The organism is Streptomyces sp. NPDC006283, assembly GCF_040613325.1.
Classification (GTDB): domain Bacteria; phylum Actinomycetota; class Actinomycetes; order Streptomycetales; family Streptomycetaceae; genus Streptomyces.
In genome coordinates, this window is the sequence record NZ_JBEXRZ010000059.1 from 1 (window position 1) to 18647 (window position 18647).

The 18647-nt window shown below is 71.4% G+C and carries 17 protein-coding genes; 10 read left to right on the top strand and 7 right to left on the bottom strand.

The window, feature by feature from the left end:
- The first annotated feature begins 21 nt into the window (after nt 1–21).
- Nucleotides 22–891 carry an acyl-CoA thioesterase II gene (locus ABZ070_RS15060; RefSeq protein WP_356633835.1) on the top strand — a complete coding sequence of 290 codons (870 nt, stop codon included), beginning with the start codon at nt 22–24 and terminating at the stop codon, nt 889–891.
- A 264-nt stretch (nt 892–1155) separates the two neighbouring features.
- Here the strand turns inward: ABZ070_RS15060 and ABZ070_RS15065 are convergent, their stop codons facing one another.
- Together ABZ070_RS15065 and ABZ070_RS15070 are read right to left on the bottom strand one after the other, a co-directional pair.
- The gene (locus ABZ070_RS15065; protein WP_356633770.1) at nt 1156–2238 is read right to left on the bottom strand and encodes a histidine kinase; all 1083 of its coding nucleotides are present in this window, start codon (nt 2236–2238) and stop codon (nt 1156–1158) included.
- A complete protein-coding gene (locus tag ABZ070_RS15070; RefSeq protein ID WP_356633772.1) occupies nt 2235–2912 on the bottom strand; it encodes a response regulator transcription factor in 678 nt (225 codons plus the stop codon). Before ABZ070_RS15070 ends, ABZ070_RS15065 begins: the two co-directional genes overlap by 4 nt.
- Before the next feature lie 157 nt (nt 2913–3069).
- Here ABZ070_RS15070 and ABZ070_RS15075 point away from each other — a divergent pair, with 157 nt between their 5' ends.
- Entirely contained in the window at nt 3070–3363 is a 294-nt protein-coding gene (locus tag ABZ070_RS15075; protein WP_356633774.1) for a hypothetical protein, read from the top strand.
- Between the two features lie 39 nt (nt 3364–3402).
- Here the strand turns inward: ABZ070_RS15075 and ABZ070_RS15080 are convergent, their stop codons facing one another.
- Together ABZ070_RS15080 and ABZ070_RS15085 are read right to left on the bottom strand one after the other, a co-directional pair.
- A complete protein-coding gene (locus tag ABZ070_RS15080; RefSeq protein WP_356633776.1) occupies nt 3403–4191 on the bottom strand; it encodes a phosphatase in 789 nt (262 codons plus the stop codon).
- A 151-nt stretch (nt 4192–4342) separates the two neighbouring features.
- The gene (locus ABZ070_RS15085; protein WP_356633778.1) at nt 4343–4936 is read right to left on the bottom strand and encodes a TetR/AcrR family transcriptional regulator; all 594 of its coding nucleotides are present in this window, start codon (nt 4934–4936) and stop codon (nt 4343–4345) included.
- Between the two features lie 88 nt (nt 4937–5024).
- Here ABZ070_RS15085 and ABZ070_RS15090 point away from each other — a divergent pair, with 88 nt between their 5' ends.
- The 6 genes from ABZ070_RS15090 (at nt 5025) to ABZ070_RS15115 (ending at nt 12776) form a co-directional block, all read left to right on the top strand.
- Entirely contained in the window at nt 5025–6641 is a 1617-nt protein-coding gene (locus ABZ070_RS15090; RefSeq protein ID WP_356633780.1) for a carboxyl transferase domain-containing protein, read from the top strand.
- Nucleotides 6642–6660: 19 nt separating this feature from the next.
- Entirely contained in the window at nt 6661–8610 is a 1950-nt protein-coding gene (locus tag ABZ070_RS15095) for an acetyl/propionyl/methylcrotonyl-CoA carboxylase subunit alpha (RefSeq protein ID WP_356633837.1), read from the top strand.
- The gene (locus tag ABZ070_RS15100) at nt 8607–9542 is read left to right on the top strand and encodes a hydroxymethylglutaryl-CoA lyase (protein ID WP_356633782.1); all 936 of its coding nucleotides are present in this window, start codon (nt 8607–8609) and stop codon (nt 9540–9542) included. Before ABZ070_RS15095 ends, ABZ070_RS15100 begins: the two co-directional genes overlap by 4 nt.
- Nucleotides 9543–9548: 6 nt before the next feature.
- Nucleotides 9549–10709 (top strand): acyl-CoA dehydrogenase family protein, encoded by a 1161-nt coding sequence (locus ABZ070_RS15105; protein ID WP_356633784.1) that lies wholly within the window; start codon nt 9549–9551, stop codon nt 10707–10709.
- A gap of 178 nt (nt 10710–10887) precedes the next feature.
- A complete protein-coding gene (locus ABZ070_RS15110) occupies nt 10888–11922 on the top strand; it encodes an ABC transporter substrate-binding protein (protein WP_356633786.1) in 1035 nt (344 codons plus the stop codon).
- Nucleotides 11923–11924: 2 nt separating this feature from the next.
- The gene (locus ABZ070_RS15115) at nt 11925–12776 is read left to right on the top strand and encodes a siderophore-interacting protein (protein ID WP_356633788.1); all 852 of its coding nucleotides are present in this window, start codon (nt 11925–11927) and stop codon (nt 12774–12776) included.
- 103 nt (nt 12777–12879) lie between these two features.
- Here ABZ070_RS15115 and ABZ070_RS15120 read toward each other — a convergent pair whose 3' ends face one another.
- Nucleotides 12880–14496 (bottom strand): beta-N-acetylhexosaminidase, encoded by a 1617-nt coding sequence (locus ABZ070_RS15120; RefSeq protein ID WP_356633790.1) that lies wholly within the window; start codon nt 14494–14496, stop codon nt 12880–12882.
- 245 nt (nt 14497–14741) lie between these two features.
- Between ABZ070_RS15120 and ABZ070_RS15125 the strand changes: the two genes are divergently transcribed.
- Together ABZ070_RS15125 and glmS are read left to right on the top strand one after the other, a co-directional pair.
- Entirely contained in the window at nt 14742–15029 is a 288-nt protein-coding gene (locus ABZ070_RS15125) for a hypothetical protein (protein ID WP_356633792.1), read from the top strand.
- 52 nt (nt 15030–15081) lie between these two features.
- Entirely contained in the window at nt 15082–16899 is a 1818-nt protein-coding gene (gene glmS / locus ABZ070_RS15130) for a glutamine--fructose-6-phosphate transaminase (isomerizing) (protein WP_356633794.1), read from the top strand.
- Between the two features lie 150 nt (nt 16900–17049).
- Here glmS and ABZ070_RS15135 read toward each other — a convergent pair whose 3' ends face one another.
- Both ABZ070_RS15135 and ABZ070_RS15140 read right to left on the bottom strand, forming a co-directional pair.
- Nucleotides 17050–17625, bottom strand: a complete 576-nt coding sequence (locus tag ABZ070_RS15135; RefSeq protein ID WP_356633796.1) for an acetate uptake transporter — start codon at nt 17623–17625, stop codon at nt 17050–17052.
- Between the two features lie 185 nt (nt 17626–17810).
- Nucleotides 17811–18332 (bottom strand): universal stress protein, encoded by a 522-nt coding sequence (locus tag ABZ070_RS15140; RefSeq protein ID WP_356633798.1) that lies wholly within the window; start codon nt 18330–18332, stop codon nt 17811–17813.
- Between the last annotated feature and the right edge of the window lie 315 nt (nt 18333–18647).

Genomic DNA, 18647 nt, shown 5'->3' on the forward strand with positions numbered 1-18647 from the left:
CACCTGACCGGTGTCGACGAGATGGTGCTCTCGCTGTCGGCGAAGGGCCTGACTCATGGGCAGATCGAGCAGAACATCTTCCGCGGCAGCTCCCGTTCCGCCGTCGTCCCCAGGGTCTTCGGCGGGCAGGTAGCGGCCCAGGCGCTGGTCGCCGCGGGCCGTACGGTCCCCGGCGACCGCACGGCCCACTCCCTGCACTCGTACTTCCTGCGCATGGGAGACCCGGGCGCGCCGATCGCCTACACGGTCGACCGCATCCGCGACGGCCGCTCGTTCACCACCCGCCGGGTGGTGGCCGTCCAGCACGGGCAGCCGATCTTCCACCTCTCGGCGTCGTTCCAGACGTACGAGGAGGGCCTGGAGCACCAGACGGAGATGCCGGACGCCCCGGACCCGGAGACGCTGCCGACGGCTGCCGAGATGCTGCCGCGGTACGCGGACCGTTTCGTCGACCCGGGTGTGGTGGACCGGCTGCTGGAAGCACGGGCGGCGGTCGACCTGCGGTACGTGGACGAGCCGCCGTACGGCACGGCCGGCGTGCCGCGCGAGCCGCGCTCCCAGGTGTGGTTCCGGGCGAACGGCAAGCTCGCCGACGACTCCCTGCTGCACGTCTGCCTGGCCACGTACGTCTCCGACATGACGCTGCTCGACTCGGTGCTGCTCGCGCACGGGCGGGGCGGCTGGGCGGTCGGCGACGTGGTCGGCGCGTCGCTGGACCACGCGATGTGGTTCCACCGGCCGTTCCGCGCGGACGAGTGGCTGCTGTACGACCAGGAGTCGCCGTCCGCGTCCGGCGGCCGCGGCCTCGGCCAGGCCCGCATCTGGACACAGGACGGACACCTGGCGATCACGGTCATCCAGGAGGGCGTGGTGCGCGTCCCCCGCGGCTGAGGTCCCAGCAACCGCCCACACGCCCGCTGCTCAGGCAGCGGGCGTGTGCGCGTTGAACGCCACGCGTGAGGTGCCGCCGTCCGCTTCGGGGCTGTGCGTCGCCACGTCCAGGGCGCGGGCCGGGCGGGCCGGCAGCGACAGCATCGTGCCCGCCGAGTCCCAGCTCGGAGAGCTGCGGCTGCGTCGTCTCGGCGCCCTTGGCCGGCTCTGTCCGGGAGATCACGATCCCGGTCCGCCGGCCGTACACGGCCTGGGTCCCATGGCTCAGGTGCTCGCGACCGGCGGGGCGGTCGCCGCCGGCACCGGCAGGGTCGCCTCCACCGTGAAGCCACCCTCCGGTGTCGGGGTCGCCGTGAGGGTGCCGCCGAGGGCTGCCGCGCGGGTGCGGAGGCCGGGCAGACCGTGACCGCCCTGGTCCGGCACGGTACTTGGCCCCGGCGACGTGGTGTTGCGGACCGTGATGCGCAGAGCGCCGCCTGCACGGTGGACCGAGACCTCGGCCGAGGCGCCCGGGGCGTGGCGGCGGATGTTCGTCAGGGCCTCCTGCACGATGCGGTACGCGGTGTGCTGGACGGCCGGGGGGCAGTCGCCCGGTTCGAGGTGGACCGAGTCCACGATGTCGGCCGCCGCCTCGAGCAGTTCCGGCAGCCTGTCCAGGCCGGGGCCGTCGTGGCGGATGGCCCGGCGCAGGTCGGCCGCCGCCCTGCGGCCGAGCTCGCCCAGGGCCGCGGCCTCCTCCCGGTACGGGGCGGAGTCGGCGGTCGCGGCCATCGCGCCGGCGCGCAGGCTGATCAGGCTCAGGTGGTGCGCGGCCGTGTCGTGCAGGTCGCGGGCCAGCCGCTCCCGTTCCCGCAGCGCGGCCTGCTCCGCAGCGTATCGGCGCTCGCGTTCGCGGGAGAGGGCCAGTTCGGCGAGGCGGGCGGCGAGTTCGGTGCGGGCGCGGCCCAGCAGGCCGAGGGCGGCGGGTGCGACGGCCAGCAGGCCGGCCAGCAGGCTCGCGAGGGTCGCGTCCGGCAGCGACCAGACATATCCGTCCAGGTCCCGCCACGGGACGAACGCCACGACGGCGACGGCCGCCGACCCGGCGACCACTTCGCCGCGGCGGCGCTCGGACGCGGCGAGCGCGTGGAGCGCGCACAGCGCCGGCAGCCACAGCACCCCGGTCGCGAGGGTGGCCAGGGCGAGGGCGAGCACGGTGCGCGGGAAGCGCCTGCGCAGGACGAGCGCCCCGGCGACGACGAGCGCGCCCGCCGTCATCCAGTCCTCCAGCCAGCCACGGGTGGCCAGGACCTCCGCGACGGCGAGGACGACGACAAGGGCCTCGATCGCCCACGTACGCCGGATCACCGCTGGTCCCGTCCGCCTGCCGACCGGTGGAGGACCGCCGCGAGGCCCACCCGGCTGTTCGCGGCGAGTTTCCGCTTGAGCGCGCCGATGTGCGTCTTGACCGTGGTCACGCCCATGCCGAGGTGCGTGGCGATGTCCGCGTTGGCCAGTCCGGCCGCGATCAGGGCGAGGACGTCGCGCTCCCGGTCGGTCAGGCCGGCGAGGTCGTCCGGCCCGGTGGTTACGGCTGCCGGCGCGGGCCGTGCCCAGCGGCCGAGGACCGCGGCGCTGCCGGGCGGCGTGCAGATCACCCCACCGGCGGCGAGCAGCCGCACCGCGTCGACGAACAGGCGCGGCTCAGTGGTCTTGAGCAGGAAGCCCGACGCCCCGTCGCGCAGCGCCTGCTCGACGTGGTCGGCCCGGTCGAGGGCGGTGAGCATGGCCACCACGGGCGGATCGGGCAGGGCACGCAGGTCGCGCAGGACGTCGAGGCCGCAGGCCCCCGGCATGTCGATGTCGAGCAGCACCAGGTCGGGGCCGAGCCGCCGGGCGGTGGCGACGGCGTCCGGCCCGTCGCACGCGGCGGCGACGGTCACGGCGTCGGCGGCGTCGAGGATGCGGTGCAGCGCGGTGCGTACGAGCTCCTCGTCGTCGACGAGGAGCACACGCACCGGCGGCCTCAAGTCGTAGAGCAAAGGTCGTCCTGTGGTCTGAGCGATGCGGCGCCTGCGGCTGCGAGCCTGGATGCAGATCCTAGGACGCCACAAGCGCCCGCCCGGATCCCCCGGGGCCGGACCATCCCTCCGGGGACACGCCGCCCGGGCCGCCGGGCCCGTCCCAGCAGGGGAACTGATGAAGGCGGTGCCCCCGGCCGAGGAGGAACCGTCGTACGCCGATGACCCGGCGCACGACGCGGCCGGGACCGCCGGATGGGCGAAGGCGTCCCCCCACGCCCGGGCGGCGTGGACCGCCGGCGGCGCGGTACTGATCGTCGGCGCCGCGGTGTCGTTCTTCGGCCTGCGTGAGTGGGTGGTCGAACTCGGCACGGGCGGACGCTACGCCGTCGGCCTCGCCCTGCGCGGTGCGCTCTCCCTGGCGCTGCTCGCGGGCACGTACTGCGTCGTACGCGGCACCTGGCGGGACTGAGCCCGCCGGGGCTCACCCGGAGGGACGAGCCCCGCCTGCTCACTCGGAGGAAGCAAGTCCCGCCGCGTCCAGCAGGTACGCCGTCATCGGCTCGTAGAAGCGCGGGTCGGTGACGTGGTCGTCGAGCGGGACCGTCACCTGGAGGGTGCCCTCGGCCTCGCCGATGAACAGGGCCGGGTCGTTGCAGTCCGCGTAGCCGATCGAGTCGATCCCCCGCTGGCCCGCGCATCCGGCCCAGCCGTGGTCGGCCACCACCAGGTCGGGCAGCGGCCGCCCCTCGTGCGCCATGGCGTCCAGGATGACGGCCATGGGGACGGGCGAGTGGGTGTGCCACAGGGTCGCGCCGCGCTCCAGAACGGCGACGTCGGCGAACTGGAAGACCATGCCCTCGTCGGCCATCAGTCCGCCCGGGATGCGGACGATCTCGCAGCCGGCGGCCCGCAGCGCCGCGGCGGTCTGACGGTGCACGTCGAGAAGGCCACCGGGGTGCCCGGTCGCGAAGAGCACCCGCTCCTTGGCGTCGGCCGCCTTGCGCAGCCGAGCGGCCATGCGCTCGAGCGCGTCGACCGTCAGCTCGGGGTCGATGGTGTCCTGTCCCTGCCGGTGCCCGGGGTCGTCGTTGACGCCGCACCGCTCGGCCATGACGGCCAGTACGTCCTGCTCGTCGCTCCAGCGGTCGCCGAGCTCGAGGCCGAGCCAGTAGTGGCGGTCGCCGTTGGCGAGCTTGCGGTAGTGGGAGAGGTTGTTGTCGCGCGGTGTGGCGACGTCTCCCGCGATACGTGAGCGGACGAGATGGTCGACGAGGGCGGCGCGGCTGGGTATCGGCATGGACCCATTGTGCCGTGGGGTGCGCGGAGCGTGTCGACCGTATTGCCTGCTGGACCCGCCGGGCGGCGGCCCCGGGGCGGCCGCGCCCGGCCCGTCGGTCCGCCGGCGGGCGAACCCGCCGGGCGAGCAGGCGCCCGGCGAGGTCTGGGCGTCAGTCCCCCAGCGACGCGAACGCACCGTGCGCGAGGCGCCTGAGCAGGGCCTCCGTGGCGCCGCGGCCCAGCGGGCCGCCTCCGTTCGCGCCGAGGTGCGGTGTCGAGTTCAGCAGGCCGAAGACGGCGTGGACGGCGGCCCGCGCCTCCGACTCGGCGACCTGCGGGTTCAGCTCGCGGACGACCGTCACCCACAGCTCCACGTACTGGCGCTGCAGCTGGCGCACGAGCTTGCGGTCGCTGTCCCGGAGGCGGTCCAGTTCCCGGTCGTGCAGGGTGATCAGCGGGCGGTCGTCGAGTGCGAAGTCGATGTGGCCGTCGATGAGGGACGCCAGGACCGCCTCGGGGCCGGTGTCCGCCTCCTCGACCCGCAGCCGCCCCCCGCTCAGGAGGCGCTCACTGATGCCGACCAGCAGCTCCGCCAGCATCGCGTCCTTGCCCGCGAAGTGGCGGTACAGACCGGGGCCGCTGATACCGACGGCCGCCCCTATCTCGTCGACGCCCACGCCGTGGAAGCCGCGCTCGGCGAAGAGGCGGGCGGCCTCCTTGAGGATCTGCTCACGGCGGGTCGGGGCCGCGGTCCTGGTGCTCATGAACATTCATTCTAGACAGGCGGGTTAGCGGTCGTTAACCTGGACGCAACACGTTAACGCTCATTAACCGAGCAAGGGAGCTCGATCAATGCAGCAGGCACCAGTGCTGGCGAGCGCCGCGGACCCGGCGTCCGAGGCCTGGCAGGCCAATGAGGCAGCACACCAGGAGCTCGCCGACGGCCTGCGGAGCCGCCTCGCGGCGGCCCGCCTCGGCGGTGGCGAGAAGGCCCGCGCCCGGCACACGGCGCGCGGGAAGCTGCTGCCCCGGGAGCGGGTGGACACCCTGCTGGACCCGGGGTCGCCGTTCCTCGAGCTCGCCCCCCTCGCGGCCGAAGGCATGTACGACGGGCAGGCGCCGGCCGCCGGAGTCATCGCCGGCATCGGCCGGGTCAGCGGCCGCGAGGTCGTGGTGGTCGCCAATGACGCGACCGTCAAGGGCGGCACGTACTACCCGATGACGGTCAAGAAGCACCTGCGCGCGCAGGAGGTGGCGCTGGAGAACCGGCTGCCGTGCGTCTATCTGGTCGACTCGGGCGGCGCGTTCCTGCCGATGCAGGACGAGGTCTTTCCCGACCGCGAGCACTTCGGGCGGATCTTCTACAACCAGGCGCGGATGTCCGGGGCGGGCATCCCCCAGATCGCGGCGGTGCTCGGCTCGTGCACGGCGGGCGGGGCGTACGTCCCGGCGATGAGCGACGAGGCGGTGATCGTGCGCAATCAGGGCACGATCTTCCTCGGCGGCCCGCCCCTGGTGAAGGCCGCGACCGGCGAGGTCGTCACCGCCGAGGAGCTCGGCGGCGGCGAGGTCCACTCACGGGTGTCCGGCGTCACCGACCATCTCGCCGAGGACGACGCGCACGCGTTGCGGATCGTCAGGAACATCGTCGCGACCCTCCCCGAGCGCGGTCCGCTGCCCTGGAGCGTGGAGCCCGCGGAGGAGCCCAAGGTCGACCCGGCCGGGCTGTACGGCGCGGTGCCGGTCGACTCACGCACCCCGTACGACGTCCGCGAGGTGATCGCCCGGATCACGGACGGCTCCCGCTTCTCCGAGTTCAAGTCCGAGTTCGGCCAGACGCTGATCACCGGCTTCGCCCGGATCCACGGCCACCCGGTCGGCATCGTCGCCAACAACGGCATCCTGTTCGCCGAATCCGCCCAGAAGGGCGCGCACTTCATCGAGCTGTGCGACCAGCGCGGCATCCCCCTCCTCTTCCTGCAGAACATCTCCGGCTTCATGGTCGGCAAGGACTACGAGGCCGGCGGCATCGCCAAGCACGGCGCCAAGATGGTCACGGCCGTCGCCTGCACCCGCGTCCCCAAGCTCACCGTCGTCGTCGGCGGTTCGTACGGCGCGGGCAACTACTCGATGTGCGGCCGGGCCTACAGCCCCCGCTTCCTGTGGATGTGGCCGAACGCCAAGATCTCCGTCATGGGCGGCGAGCAGGCCGCCTCCGTGCTGGCGACGGTCAAGCGGGACCAGCTCGAGGGCCGCGGCGACCAGTGGTCCGCGCAGGAGGAAGAGGCCTTCAAGGACCCGATCCGCGCCCAGTACGAACAGCAGGGCAACGCCTACTACGCGACGGCCCGGCTGTGGGACGACGGTGTGATCGACCCGATGGACACCCGGCAGGTGCTGGGTCTGGCTCTGACCGCGTGCGCCAACGCCCCGTTGGGAGACGCCGGCTTCGGCGTCTTCCGGATGTGAGGGACCTTTCACGATGACGATGTTCGACACCGTTCTGGTGGCCAACAGGGGCGAGATCGCCGTTCGGGTCATCCGCACCCTGCGATCCCTCGGCGTGCGCTCCGTGGCGGTCTTCAGCGACGCGGACGCCGACGCCCGCCATGTCCGTGAGGCGGACACGGCGGTCCGTATCGGCCCCGCTCCGGCCTCCGAGAGCTACCTCTCCATCGACCGCCTGCTGGACGCGGCCACCCGTACCGGCGCCCAGGCCGTCCATCCCGGCTACGGCTTCCTCGCGGAGAACGCGGGCTTCGCGCAGGCCTGCGCCGAGGCGGGGCTGGTCTTCATCGGGCCGCCCGCCTCCGCGATCTCCCTCATGGGCGACAAGATCCGGGCCAAGGAGACCGTCAAGGCGGCCGGCGTCCCGGTCGTCCCCGGCTCGTCCGGCAGCGGCCTGACCGACGACGAACTGGCCGCGGCGGCCCGCGAGATCGGCATGCCGGTGCTGTTGAAGCCGTCGGCGGGCGGCGGCGGCAAGGGCATGCGGCTCACCCGGGTCGAGTCCGTGCTGATGGACGAGATCGCGGCCGCCCGGCGCGAGGCCCGCGCCTCCTTCGGCGACGACACACTGCTCGTCGAGCGGTGGATCGACCGCCCGCGACACATCGAGATCCAGGTCCTGGCGGACGGCCACGGCAATGTGGTCCACCTCGGTGAGCGCGAGTGCTCTCTCCAGCGCCGCCACCAGAAGATCATCGAGGAGGCCCCGAGCGTCCTGCTCGACGAGGCGACGCGGGCCGCGATGGGCGAGGCGGCCGTGCAGGCGGCCCGCTCCTGCGGCTACCGCGGCGCGGGCACCGTCGAGTTCATCGTCCCGGGCACCGACCCCTCGCAGTACTACTTCATGGAGATGAACACCCGTCTCCAGGTCGAGCACCCCGTCACCGAGCTCGTCACCGGCCTCGACCTGGTGGAGTGGCAGCTGCGGGTGGCGGCCGGGGAGCAGCTGGCCTTCTCCCAGGACGACATCACGCTCACGGGCCACGCGATCGAGGCCCGGATCTGCGCCGAAGACCCGTCCCGCGGTTTCCTCCCCTCCGGCGGCACGGTCCTTCGGCTCCAGGAACCGCAGGGCGACGGAGTGCGCACCGACTCGGGCCTGACCGAGGGCTCCGAGGTCGGCAGCCTGTACGACCCGATGCTGTCGAAGGTCATCGCGTACGGCCTCGACCGCCCCACGGCCCTGCGCAAACTGCGCGCGGCCCTCGCGGACACGGTCACGCTCGGCGTCCCGACGAACGCGGGCTTCCTGCGCCGCCTGCTGGCCCACCCCGCGGTCGTCTCGGGCGAGATGGACACCGGCCTGGTGGAGCGGGAGGCGGACGGGCTGGTCCCGGACGGCGTTCCGGACGAGGTGTACGAGGCGGCGGCCGCGGTCCGGTCCGACCGGCTGGCGCCCGCACGGACGGGCTGGACCGATCCGTTCTCGGTGCCGAGCGGCTGGCGCATGGGCGGCGAACCGGCCCCGCTTTCCTTCACCTTGCGGGTGCCGGGAGCCGAGCCGGTCACGCACTCCGTGCGCAGGCAGGCGACGCCCCGGGTCGAGGAGCACACGGTCTCCGTCGAGATGCACGGCGTCACCCACACCTTCCACCGGGCCGGCGACTGGCTCGGCCGGGACGGCGACAGCTGGCACGTGCTGGACCACGACCCGGTCGAGGCGTCCCTCAGCGGGGCCGCGCGGTCCGGAGTGGACACCCTGGCGGCGCCGATGCCGGGAACGGTCACCGTCGTCAAGGTCGCCGTGGGCGATGTGGTGTCGGCCGGGCAGAGCCTGCTCGTGGTCGAGGCGATGAAGATGGAGCACGTCATCTCCGCCCCGCACGCGGGGACGGTCACCGAGCTCGACGTCACAGCCGGGTCGACGGTGGCGATGGACCAGGTTCTCGCCGTGGTCACCCCCGACGGGACCGACGAGGAGCAGAAATGACCACCCTGCCCATGACGGTGCGCGGCGAGGGCCTGCCCGCGCGGGTACGCATCCATGAGGTCGGCCCGCGCGACGGACTGCAGAACGAGAAGTCGGTGGTGCCGACCGAGGTCAAGGCCGAGTTCATCCGCCGACTGGCGGACTCCGGTCTGACCACCGTGGAGGCGACGAGCTTCGTCCACCCCAAGTGGGTGCCCCAACTGGCGGACGCGGAGAAGCTGTTCCCGATGGTGAGCGCTCTGCCCGGCGTGCGGCTGCCGGTCCTGGTGCCCAACGACCGGGGGCTGGACCGTGCGCTCGGGCTGGGGGCGCGTGAGGTCGCCGTGTTCGCCAGCGCGACGGAGTCGTTCGCCAAGGCCAATCTCAACCGCACGGTCGACGAGGCGCTCGCCATGTTCGAGCCGGTCGTGACCAGGGCCGTCGAGCACGGCCTGAGGGTCCGCGGCTATCTGAGCATGTGCTTCGGCGACCCGTGGGAGGGCCCGGTCCCTCTTGATCAGGTGGTCCGTGTCACCCGCCGCCTCGCGGACATGGGGTGCGACGAGCTGAGCCTCGGCGACACGATCGGCGTCGCCACTCCCGGCCATGTCGGCGCCCTGCTCACCGCGCTGAACGACGCCGGTGTGCCGAGCAGCCGGCTCGCCGTGCACTTCCACGACACCTACGGTCAGGCGCTCGCCAATACCCTCGCCGCGCTCCAGCACGGCGTGAGCGTCGTCGACGCCTCGGCGGGCGGCCTCGGCGGCTGCCCGTACGCGAAGAGCGCGACCGGAAACCTCGCCACCGAGGACCTCGTGTGGATGCTTCACGGCCTCGGCATCGAAACCGGGGTCGATCTCGGCCGGCTCACCGCCACGAGCGTGTGGATGGCCGAACAGCTGGGCCGCCCCAGCGCCTCCCGTACCGTCCGTGCCCTCTCCCACAAGGAGTGACTCCTGATGTCCCTTGACCACCGGCTCTCCGCCGAACACGAGGAACTCCGCCGTACGGTCGAGCAGTTCGCGCACGACGTGGTCGCGCCGAAGATCGGCGACTTCTACGAGCGCCACGAGTTCCCGTACGAGATCGTCCGCGAGATGGGCCGCATGGGCCTGTTCGGCCTGCCGTTCCCCGAGGAGTACGGCGGCATGGGCGGCGACTACCTCGCGCTCGGCATCGCCCTGGAGGAGCTCGCCCGCGTCGACTCGTCCGTGGCCATCACCCTGGAGGCCGGCGTCTCGCTCGGCGCGATGCCGCTCCACCTGTTCGGCACCGAGGAGCAGAAGCAGCAGTGGCTGCCCCGGCTGTGCTCGGGCGAGCTGCTGGGCGCGTTCGGCCTGACCGAGCCGGACTGCGGCTCCGACGCGGGCGGGACGAAGACCACGGCCGTGCGGGACGGCGACGAGTGGGTCATCAACGGCTCCAAGTGCTTCATCACCAACTCGGGCACGGACATCACGGGCCTGGTGACCGTCACCGCTGTGACGGGCCGCAAGGCGGACGGCCGCCCCGAGATCTCGTCGATCATCGTCCCGTCGGGCACGCCCGGCTTCACGGTCGCCGCGCCCTACTCCAAGGTGGGGTGGAACGCCTCGGACACCCGCGAGTTGTCGTTCGCCGACGTCCGTGTCCCGCTCTCCAACCTGCTCGGCGAGGAGGGCCGCGGGTACGCGCAGTTCCTGCGGATCCTCGACGAGGGCCGTATCGCGATCTCGGCGCTGGCGACCGGACTCGCGCAGGGCTGTGTGGACGAGTCGGTGAAGTACGCCAAGGAACGGCACGCGTTCGGGCGGCCGATCGGTGCGAACCAGGCCATCCAGTTCAAGATCGCCGACATGGAGATGAAGGCGCACATGGCCCGCATCGGCTGGCGTGACGCGGCGTCCCGTCTGGTGCGGGGCGAGCCGTTCAAGAAGGAGGCGGCCGTCGCGAAGCTGTACTCGTCGACGGTGGCCGTGGACAACGCCCGTGAGGCCACCCAGATCCACGGCGGTTACGGCTTCATGAACGAGTACCCGGTGGCGCGCATGTGGCGCGACTCCAAGATCCTGGAGATCGGCGAGGGCACGAGCGAGGTCCAGCGGATGCTGATCGCAAGGGAGTTGGGCCTCACCAACTGACGTAGCAGGCAAGCGGCGCGCGGCACCCGACGAGGGGCCGCGCGCTGCCGCATGTCCGAGGTCACGGCCCGGACGGCGTACGCGGCCCGGGGCGGCCTCCGGCTTGTTCTGAGGTTAGGCTAACCTACGTTCGAACTTCCCAGTGGCCGAATCGGCACGTACGAAAGCGGACATCATCATGCCCAACGCCCGAGCCTCCCGTCTCACTCGTCGCGGCCTGCTGTCCGCCGGCGGCGCCCTCGGGCTGGGCGTCGCACTCGCCGCTTGCGGCAAGGGCGACAAGAAGGACACGAAGGGCGCGTCGGACAAGGCGTCCAAGAAGTCGGGGTCCTGGTCCTTCACCGACGACCGCGGCCAGAAGGCCGAGTCGAAGGTCGCCCCGATCAACATCGTGGCCTTCACCGGCACCGCCGCCGCCCTGTTCGACTACGGCATCGAGGTCACCGGGGTCTTCGGCCCGACCAAGACCGCCGACGGCAAGCCCGACGTCCAGGCCGGTGACCTCGACATCACCAAGCTCGAGATCCTGGGCAACGTCTGGGGCGAGTTCAACGTCGAGAAGTACGCGGCGCTCGCGCCCGAGCTGCTGGTGACGGACATGTGGGAGAAGAACGCCCTCTGGTACGTGCCGGACCAGTCGAAGGACAAGATCCTCAAGCTGGCCCCGAGCGTCGCCCTGTGGGCCGCGCAGACCAACATGCCGAAGGCCCTGCAGCGCCGTGCCGAGCTCGCCGAGTCCCTGGGCGCCGATCTGTTGGCCAAGAAGGTCACGGACGCCAAGGCCCGCTTCGAGAAGGCCGCCGAGCGTCTTCGCCAGGCCGCCAAGGCCAAGCCGAACCTGAAGGTCCTCATCGGCTCGGGAAGCCAGGACCTCTTCTACGTGTCCGTCCCCAAGATGTCCGCGGACACCCTCTACTTCCAGGAGCTCGGGGTGAAGTTCGTCGAGCCGAAGCCGAACGCGGCGGGCTTCTTCGAGGAGCTCAGCTGGGAGAACGCCGGCAAGTACGAGGCCGACATCATCATGCTGGACAACCGCACCGGCACCCTGCAGCCCGACACTCTCAAGGCGAAGCCCACCTGGGCCGGTCTGCCCGCCGTGAAGGCCGGTCAGGTCGTCCCCCGTGTCACCGAGCCGATCTACTCGTACGACAAGTGCGCGCCGATCCTCGAGGATCTCGCCAAGGCCATCGAGAACGCGAAGAAGGTCGCCTGACGATGACGACCACGGCCGAGCTCGCCCCGTTCCGTTTCTTCGACCTGCGGGTCGCGCGGACCAGGCGGCTCGGCCCGTCGCTGGTCCGCGTCACCTTCACCGGGGAATCCGGCGACGGTCTCCGGGACTTCGCGGGCGGTGGCCGCGACCAGTCGCTGTCCCTCTTCCTGCCGCACCCCGGCCAGGACGCTCCGGTCGTCCCCGTCGACGCGGGTGACCTCCACGGGGTTCTCGGCGCCTGGCGTGCGCTGCCCGAGGACGTACGGGCCGTGATGCGCTCGTACACCGTGCGGGAGCAGCGGGTCGAGGACGGGGAGGTGGACATCGACTTCGCCGTCCACGAGGACGGCGGCCCGGCGTGCCGCTGGGCGCTCGCCGCGGAGCCCGGGCACAGGGTGATGGTGCTCGGACCGGCCGTCGCCGACAACACGGCCGTGCGCTGCCGGCCGCCCGAGGACACCGACTGGGTGCTGATCTGGGCGGACGAGACGGCCCTTCCGGCCGCCGCGGCCATCTTGGAGTGGCTCCCTGCCGGGCAGAAGGCCAAGGTCTGGCTCGACGTGCCGCAGGCGGGGGACCGGCTTCCGCTCGCGACCGACGCGGACGCCGACATCACGTGGCTCGTCCGCGAGGAGAACGCTCCCTCGGCCGTTGCGGCCGTTGCCGCGGCCGAACTGCCCGAGGGCGTCGCGTACGCGTGGATCGCGGGCGAGTCCGGGAGCATCAAGGCGCTCCGGCGCCACTTGTTGAACGACCGTGGGTTCGACCGCCGCCGGGTCACTTTCGTCGGCTACTGGAAGCGCGGCCTGAGCGAGGACGGGCTGCGCGAGGAACCGGCCGAGGAGACCGAGTAGGTCTGCTGCCCCGGTTCGAGGGGCAGTCGGCCGACGGCCCGGTGTCCTGGAACGGCCGGCGCCCGGCGGAAGACGGTCCCTCCCGCCGGGCGCCGGTTTCACCTCACTGTGCCGGCCACGGCACCTGCGGCGAGCGGTAGTAGTCGATCCCGAGTGCTGACAGCCGCGGCCCCTGGGCCGCGAGGCGCACCTTGTAGGTGTCCCAGTCGTGCGTGGCCGCCGGGGACCAGCCCAGCTCCGCGACACCCGGCAGGCGCGGGAACGCCATGTGGTCGATGTGCTCGTTCCTGGAGATGGTCTCGGTCCACAGCGGCGCCTCGACGCCCTTGATCGCGGCGGCGGGCGCGCCCGGCAGGTACGTTCCCGGGTTCCAGTCGTAGGACCGCTGCACGGATACATAGCCGGCCCAGGCGAGCCCGAGCTCGGTGTCCTTGTTGTACTTCATGTCGAGGTAGATCCGGTCGGCCGGCGACAGGATCAGTCCTGTGCCGTTCTTCGCCGCCTCGGCCACCTGCGCCTTCTCGGCCTGACCGGTGCCGTCGAGACCCCAGTACTGGGCGAGGGCGCCCTTCGCGGGGCTCGCTCCGGTCAGCTGGTGCCAGCCGACGACGGTCTTGCCGTACTTGGCGACGATCGGCTGCACCTTGTTCATGAAGGCCACATAGTCCTCGCGGCTCGTCGAGTGCGCCTCGTCGCCGCCGATGTGGATGTAGCGGCCCGGTGTGAGCGCGGCCAGCTCGCGGATCACGTCGTCCACGAAGTCGTACGTCACCTGCTTCGGCACGCACAGCGAGCTGAAGCCGACGGCGGTGCCCGTGTAGAGGGGCGGCGCGACGCCGTCGCAGTTGAGCTCCGCGTACGAGGCCAGTGCGGCGTTGGTGTGACCCGGCATGTCGATCTCCGGGACGACCTCCATGTAGTGGGAGGAGGCGTGGCGCAGGATCTCCCGGTACTGGGCCTTGGTGTAGTAGCCGCCGGGGCCGCCGCCGACCTCGGTGGAGCCGCCGTAGGTGGTCAGGCGCGGCCACGAGTCGATGGCGATGCGCCATCCCTGGTCGTCGGAGAGATGGAGATGCAACTTGTTGATCTTGTAGAGGGCCAGGTGGTCGATGTACCGCTTGACCTGGTCGACGGTGAGGAAGTGCCGTGAGACGTCGAGCATGGCGCCGCGGTGCCCGTAGCGCGGACTGTCGGTGATGGTGCCGCCTGCGACCTGCCACGGCCCGCGTTGGGGGGTGTCCGCCTCGACGGAGGCCGGCAGCAGCTGACGGAGCGTCTGGACGCCGTGGAACAGGCCTGCGGGCCGCAGCGCGGTGATGGTGACGCCGCCGGGCGCGGACTTCAGGCGGTAGCCCTCCTCGCCCAGGGCGCTCTCCGCGGAGCTCAGCCGCAGCCGGATGGACTGCGGCGCGGGGCGCGTGGTGACGGGCAGGCCGTAGCCGGTGGACGGCCGGAGCACCTCTGCGAGGCGCTCCCCGACGGCCCGCGCCTCGGGCGTGGCGTCGGTCTGGATACGGGTCGCGGAGGTCAGGGTGTAGGGCGAGCCGGCCGGGCTCACGGAGGCGGGCGCCGGGATGATCTGACCGAGCGGCCGGACGGCGCCGGCGCGCTCTGCGGAGGCGGCAGTGGCCTGGCCGGCGGCCGCGGCGGAGGAGAGGGCGGCCGCCGTGACGAGCAGCAGCGAACCGAGCAGGCGGGGAAGCGGTCTGGGCTGACTCACAGGCTGGGGTCCCTTCGACGGGTCTCGTCTGTGCGCAGAGCAACCGGGCTGTCACCATGCGTACCTTGAGCCTCAACTGCGGTCAAGGTGTAGACCACTTACTCATCCCTGTGACAGAAGATTCCTCTTCGCGGCCGAAACCATCCGGAAGGATGCGAGTGCCCATCGACGGATGTGACCTATCCCCTGCCCGGAATCGGGCAGAATTCTTGCGAAGAGGAGCGTCCGCCCTCCAATATCTACGGGTGCTCGAACCTCGCCAGTCTGTGCGCCCGTCGCACGACGACCTCATCGACCACCTGGTGCGCAGCACCGCGCTCCAGCGCGGCGAGGCGGCCCGGGTGGTGCTCGATGTGCTGGCGTACTTCGACGAGACGACCGAGGAGTTCGTCCGCCGCCGCCACCGCGAACTGCAGTCGGGCGGCGCCGTGAACACCCAGATCTTCGAGCGGATCGCGGCCGAGCTGCCGCATCGCGCCGTGGCGCCGCCGGAGCTCTCGCTCCGCCAGCTGCGTCGGATGGTCTACGGCTGAGCAGGCCACCGGGGCCGGGCACACCACTGATCTATGGAGGGGAAGAACCTTTATGTGCGGAATTGTCGGATACATCGGCAAGCGTGATGTGGCTCCGCTGCTGCTGGAAGGTCTGCAGCGGCTGGAGTACCGGGGATACGACTCGGCGGGCGTGGTGATCAACAGCCCCAAGTCCTCCGCACTGAAGATGGCCAAGGCCAAGGGCCGCGTCCGCGACCTCGAGGCCCGCGTCCCCAAGCGCTTCGCCGGCACCACCGGCATCGCACACACCCGCTGGGCCACCCACGGCGCCCCCAGCGACATCAACTCGCACCCGCACCTCGACGCCGAGAACAAGGTCGCCGTCGTCCACAACGGCATCGTGGACAACGCCGCCGAGCTGCGCGCCAAGCTGGAGACCGACGGCGTCGTCTTCGTCTCGGAGACCGACACCGAGGTCATCGTCCACCTCATCGCCCGCTCCCAGGCCACCACCCTGGAGGAGAAGGTCCGCGAGGCCCTCAAGGTGATCGAGGGCACGTACGGCATCGCCGTCATGCACGCCGACTTCGCCGACCGCATCGTGGTGGCCCGCAACGGCTCCCCGGTCGTCCTCGGCATCGGCGAGAAGGAGATGTTCGTCGCGTCCGACGTCGCCGCCCTGGTCGCCCACACCCGCCAGATCGTCACCCTCGACGACGGCGAGATGGCCACCCTCAAGGCCGACGACTTCCGCACGTACACGACCTCCGGCACCACGACCACCGCCACCCCGGAGACCGTGGAGTGGGAGGCCGCCTCCTACGACATGGGCGGCCACGACACGTACATGCACAAGGAGATCTGCGAGCAGCCCGACGCCGTGGACCGTGTGCTGCGCGGCCGTATCGACGACCGGTTCTCGACGGTGCACCTGGGCGGTCTGAACCTGGACGCCCGCGAGGCGCGCGGCATCCGCCGGGTCAAGATCCTCGGCTGCGGCACCTCGTACCACGCGGGCCTCATCGGCGCGGGCCTGATCGAGTCCCTGGCCCGTATCCCCGCCGACGCCGAGCCGGCCTCCGAGTTCCGCTACCGCAACCCGGTCGTGGACCCCGACACCCTCTACATCGCCGTCTCGCAGTCCGGCGAGACCTACGACGTGCTCGCCGCCGTCCAGGAGCTCAAGCGCAAGGGCGCCCGGGTCCTCGGTGTCGTCAACGTCGTCGGCTCGGCGATCGCCCGCGAGGCCGACGGCGGCACCTACGTGCACGCCGGCCCCGAGGTCTGCGTCGTCTCCACCAAGTGCTTCACCAACACCGTGGTGGCCTTCGCGCTGCTCGCCCTGCACCTGGGCCGCATCCGCGACCTGTCCGTCGCCGACGGCAAGCGGATCATCGAGGGGCTGCGCAGGCTGCCGGCCCAGATCAGCGAGATCCTCGAGTCCGAGGCCGAGATCAAGAAGCTGGCCGAGGTGTACGCGGACGCCAAGTCGATGATGTTCATCGGCCGGGTGCGCGGCTACCCGGTGGCGCTGGAGGCCTCCCTGAAGCTCAAGGAGATCTCCTACATCCACGCCGAGGCCTACCCGGCCTCCGAGCTGAAGCACGGCCCGCTCGCGCTGATCGAGCCCGCCCTGCCGACCGTCGCGATCGTGCCGGACGACGACCTGCTGGAGAAGAACCGCGCGGCGCTGGAGGAGATCAAGGCGCGCAGCGGCCGCATCCTCGCGGTCGCCCACCGCGAGCAGGAGAAGGCCGACCACACCATCGTGGTGCCGAAGAACGAGGACGAGCTGGACCCGATCCTGATGGGTATCCCGCTGCAACTCCTCGCCTACCACACCGCTTTGGCGCTGGGCCGGGACATCGACAAGCCCCGTAACCTCGCGAAGTCCGTGACGGTGGAGTAGCCGACCGACTCGGGTCGCTCCGCCACCCGCCCATGAGAACGCCCTCCGTGCGCGCCACCAGCGCATGGAGGGCGTTCCCTTTTCGTCGGCCGGCGCCACCCGGAGCGCCGGCCCTCGAGGCTGCCGTGAGACCTGAGTCGGCTCAGGGCCTCAGCCGGTGGCCGTCACTCCCCGGCGGCCGGCAGCGCGTCCGGTGAAGGTGGGCCACTTGGCGAGCGCCGCCGTCGCGCCGTACCAGGCCACCAGGCCTGCGACCGCACCGACCCAGCCGCCGGCCTTGGCCAGCCCTTCGTTGCCCGCGAAGGCGGCTATGCCGCCCAGCACCAGCGAGAGGCACAGCAGCCCGTACACACCCTGGCCGAGCACGCCGCTCCCTGAGGAGGCGGCGGTCAGGGTCAGTGCGAGCAGCGCCCACAGCAGCAGGAACAGTCCTGCGGCCTCGGCCGAGGTCTCACCGCCGACGGCGGTGCCCCAGGTGAACCAGAACGCGCCGAGACCGGCGAAGGCCGTGCCCGAAGCGCCGTTGCCCGCGCGGAACTCGAGCAGACCGACGATGAAGAGCGCCACTCCGCCGACCCAGGTCGCGAGTGCGGCCGCGTCGGCCGCCGTCACGTTGTCGATCACGCCGGTGTTGCCGACGCCGAACGCCAACAGGGTCAGTCCGAGGGCGAGATGGCCGAGAGTAGAAGTAGAACCAGCGCTTCCCGCAGAGACGTCTTTGTCCACGGCGGGCTCCCTTCCTGTCCTGTGCAGTTGTGCTGCAGTGCTGCTTCCCAGGACCGGTATGTACCCTTCACAAGCGCACAATCCACCTGCTACGGACGGGTAGATTTCCCTGTGCACCAAGGAAGTTGACGCCGCCTCATCGGAAGCGCCTCACGGGAAGCGGAAGGGCCCGCGCCGTCGGACGCCTACGGGATGACGACGACCGGGCGCTGCGCGCGCTTCGCGAGCCGCCCCGCGACCGAGCCGAAGAGCCGCCCGACGATGCCGTGCGTGGACCCGACCACGATCGCGTCGGCCGAGTACTCACGGCCGACCTCTTCGAGTTCATGACAGATGTCGCCGCCGCGCTCGACCAGGATCCACGGGACCTCACTGAGGTAGTCCGCGCAGGCCAGCTCCAGACCGAGGACCTCGGTGCGGTGGTCGGGCACGTCCACGAAGACGGGCGGCTCGCAGCCGGCCCAGACCGTGGTCGGCAGGCGGTTGGCCACATGGACGATGATCAGACCGGAACCGGTCCGTCTCGACATACCAATGGCGTATGCAAGCGCTCGCTCACTGGAGGTCGATCCGTCGAAACCGACGACGACTCCGTGCCGGAAGGCGGGATCGCAGGAATGGCGTGCTTCTTCAGCCGCCCGCAGGTCCGACAGTGGATCGGCTACCTGCTTGCGGTCCGCGGGTTCGGGGATTTCGTGACCGGCCATCGGTGTCTCGGCGAAGGAGGTCCTCTGTTGAGGGATCGACTCAGGAAGTACGTCGGGTGACTGGATAGTGGAGCGGTGTCCGGGAATCGTCTTCCCAACCCCATACCCCAAGGGTACGGCGGCACTCCTCTCCTGCCCAGGGCCTGCGGCCCCGTCCGCGACATCCCAGGGAGCATGCCCGAGCGCGCCCAGGATCGCAATGGCGCTTGGCCACTACAGCCGTCCGGCCGCCGACAGGTGACCGGAAGGCCCCGGTACTCGTTGGCCACGGGTCACCCCGCCGCCCCCAGGAGCTTTCGTGCCCGCACGACCCGC

What these genes read in the sequence shown, in the direction of transcription:
- ABZ070_RS15090 (WP_356633780.1), top strand. Translation starts at nt 5,025, where the DNA reads ATGCAGCAGGCACCAGTGCTGGCGAGCGCCGCGGACCCGGCGTCCGAG.
- ABZ070_RS15085 (WP_356633778.1), bottom strand. Translation starts at nt 4,936, where the DNA reads ATGAGCACCAGGACCGCGGCCCCGACCCGCCGTGAGCAGATCCTCAAG.
- ABZ070_RS15060 (WP_356633835.1), top strand. Translation starts at nt 22, where the DNA reads ATGGTGCTCTCGCTGTCGGCGAAGGGCCTGACTCATGGGCAGATCGAG.
- ABZ070_RS15110 (WP_356633786.1), top strand. Translation starts at nt 10,888, where the DNA reads ATGCCCAACGCCCGAGCCTCCCGTCTCACTCGTCGCGGCCTGCTGTCC.
- ABZ070_RS15095 (WP_356633837.1), top strand. Translation starts at nt 6,661, where the DNA reads ATGTTCGACACCGTTCTGGTGGCCAACAGGGGCGAGATCGCCGTTCGG.
- ABZ070_RS15115 (WP_356633788.1), top strand. Translation starts at nt 11,925, where the DNA reads ATGACGACCACGGCCGAGCTCGCCCCGTTCCGTTTCTTCGACCTGCGG.
- ABZ070_RS15075 (WP_356633774.1), top strand. Translation starts at nt 3,070, where the DNA reads ATGAAGGCGGTGCCCCCGGCCGAGGAGGAACCGTCGTACGCCGATGAC.
- ABZ070_RS15080 (WP_356633776.1), bottom strand. Translation starts at nt 4,191, where the DNA reads ATGCCGATACCCAGCCGCGCCGCCCTCGTCGACCATCTCGTCCGCTCA.
- ABZ070_RS15105 (WP_356633784.1), top strand. Translation starts at nt 9,549, where the DNA reads ATGTCCCTTGACCACCGGCTCTCCGCCGAACACGAGGAACTCCGCCGT.
- glmS (WP_356633794.1), top strand. Translation starts at nt 15,082, where the DNA reads ATGTGCGGAATTGTCGGATACATCGGCAAGCGTGATGTGGCTCCGCTG.
- ABZ070_RS15100 (WP_356633782.1), top strand. Translation starts at nt 8,607, where the DNA reads ATGACCACCCTGCCCATGACGGTGCGCGGCGAGGGCCTGCCCGCGCGG.
- ABZ070_RS15140 (WP_356633798.1), bottom strand. Translation starts at nt 18,332, where the DNA reads ATGGCCGGTCACGAAATCCCCGAACCCGCGGACCGCAAGCAGGTAGCC.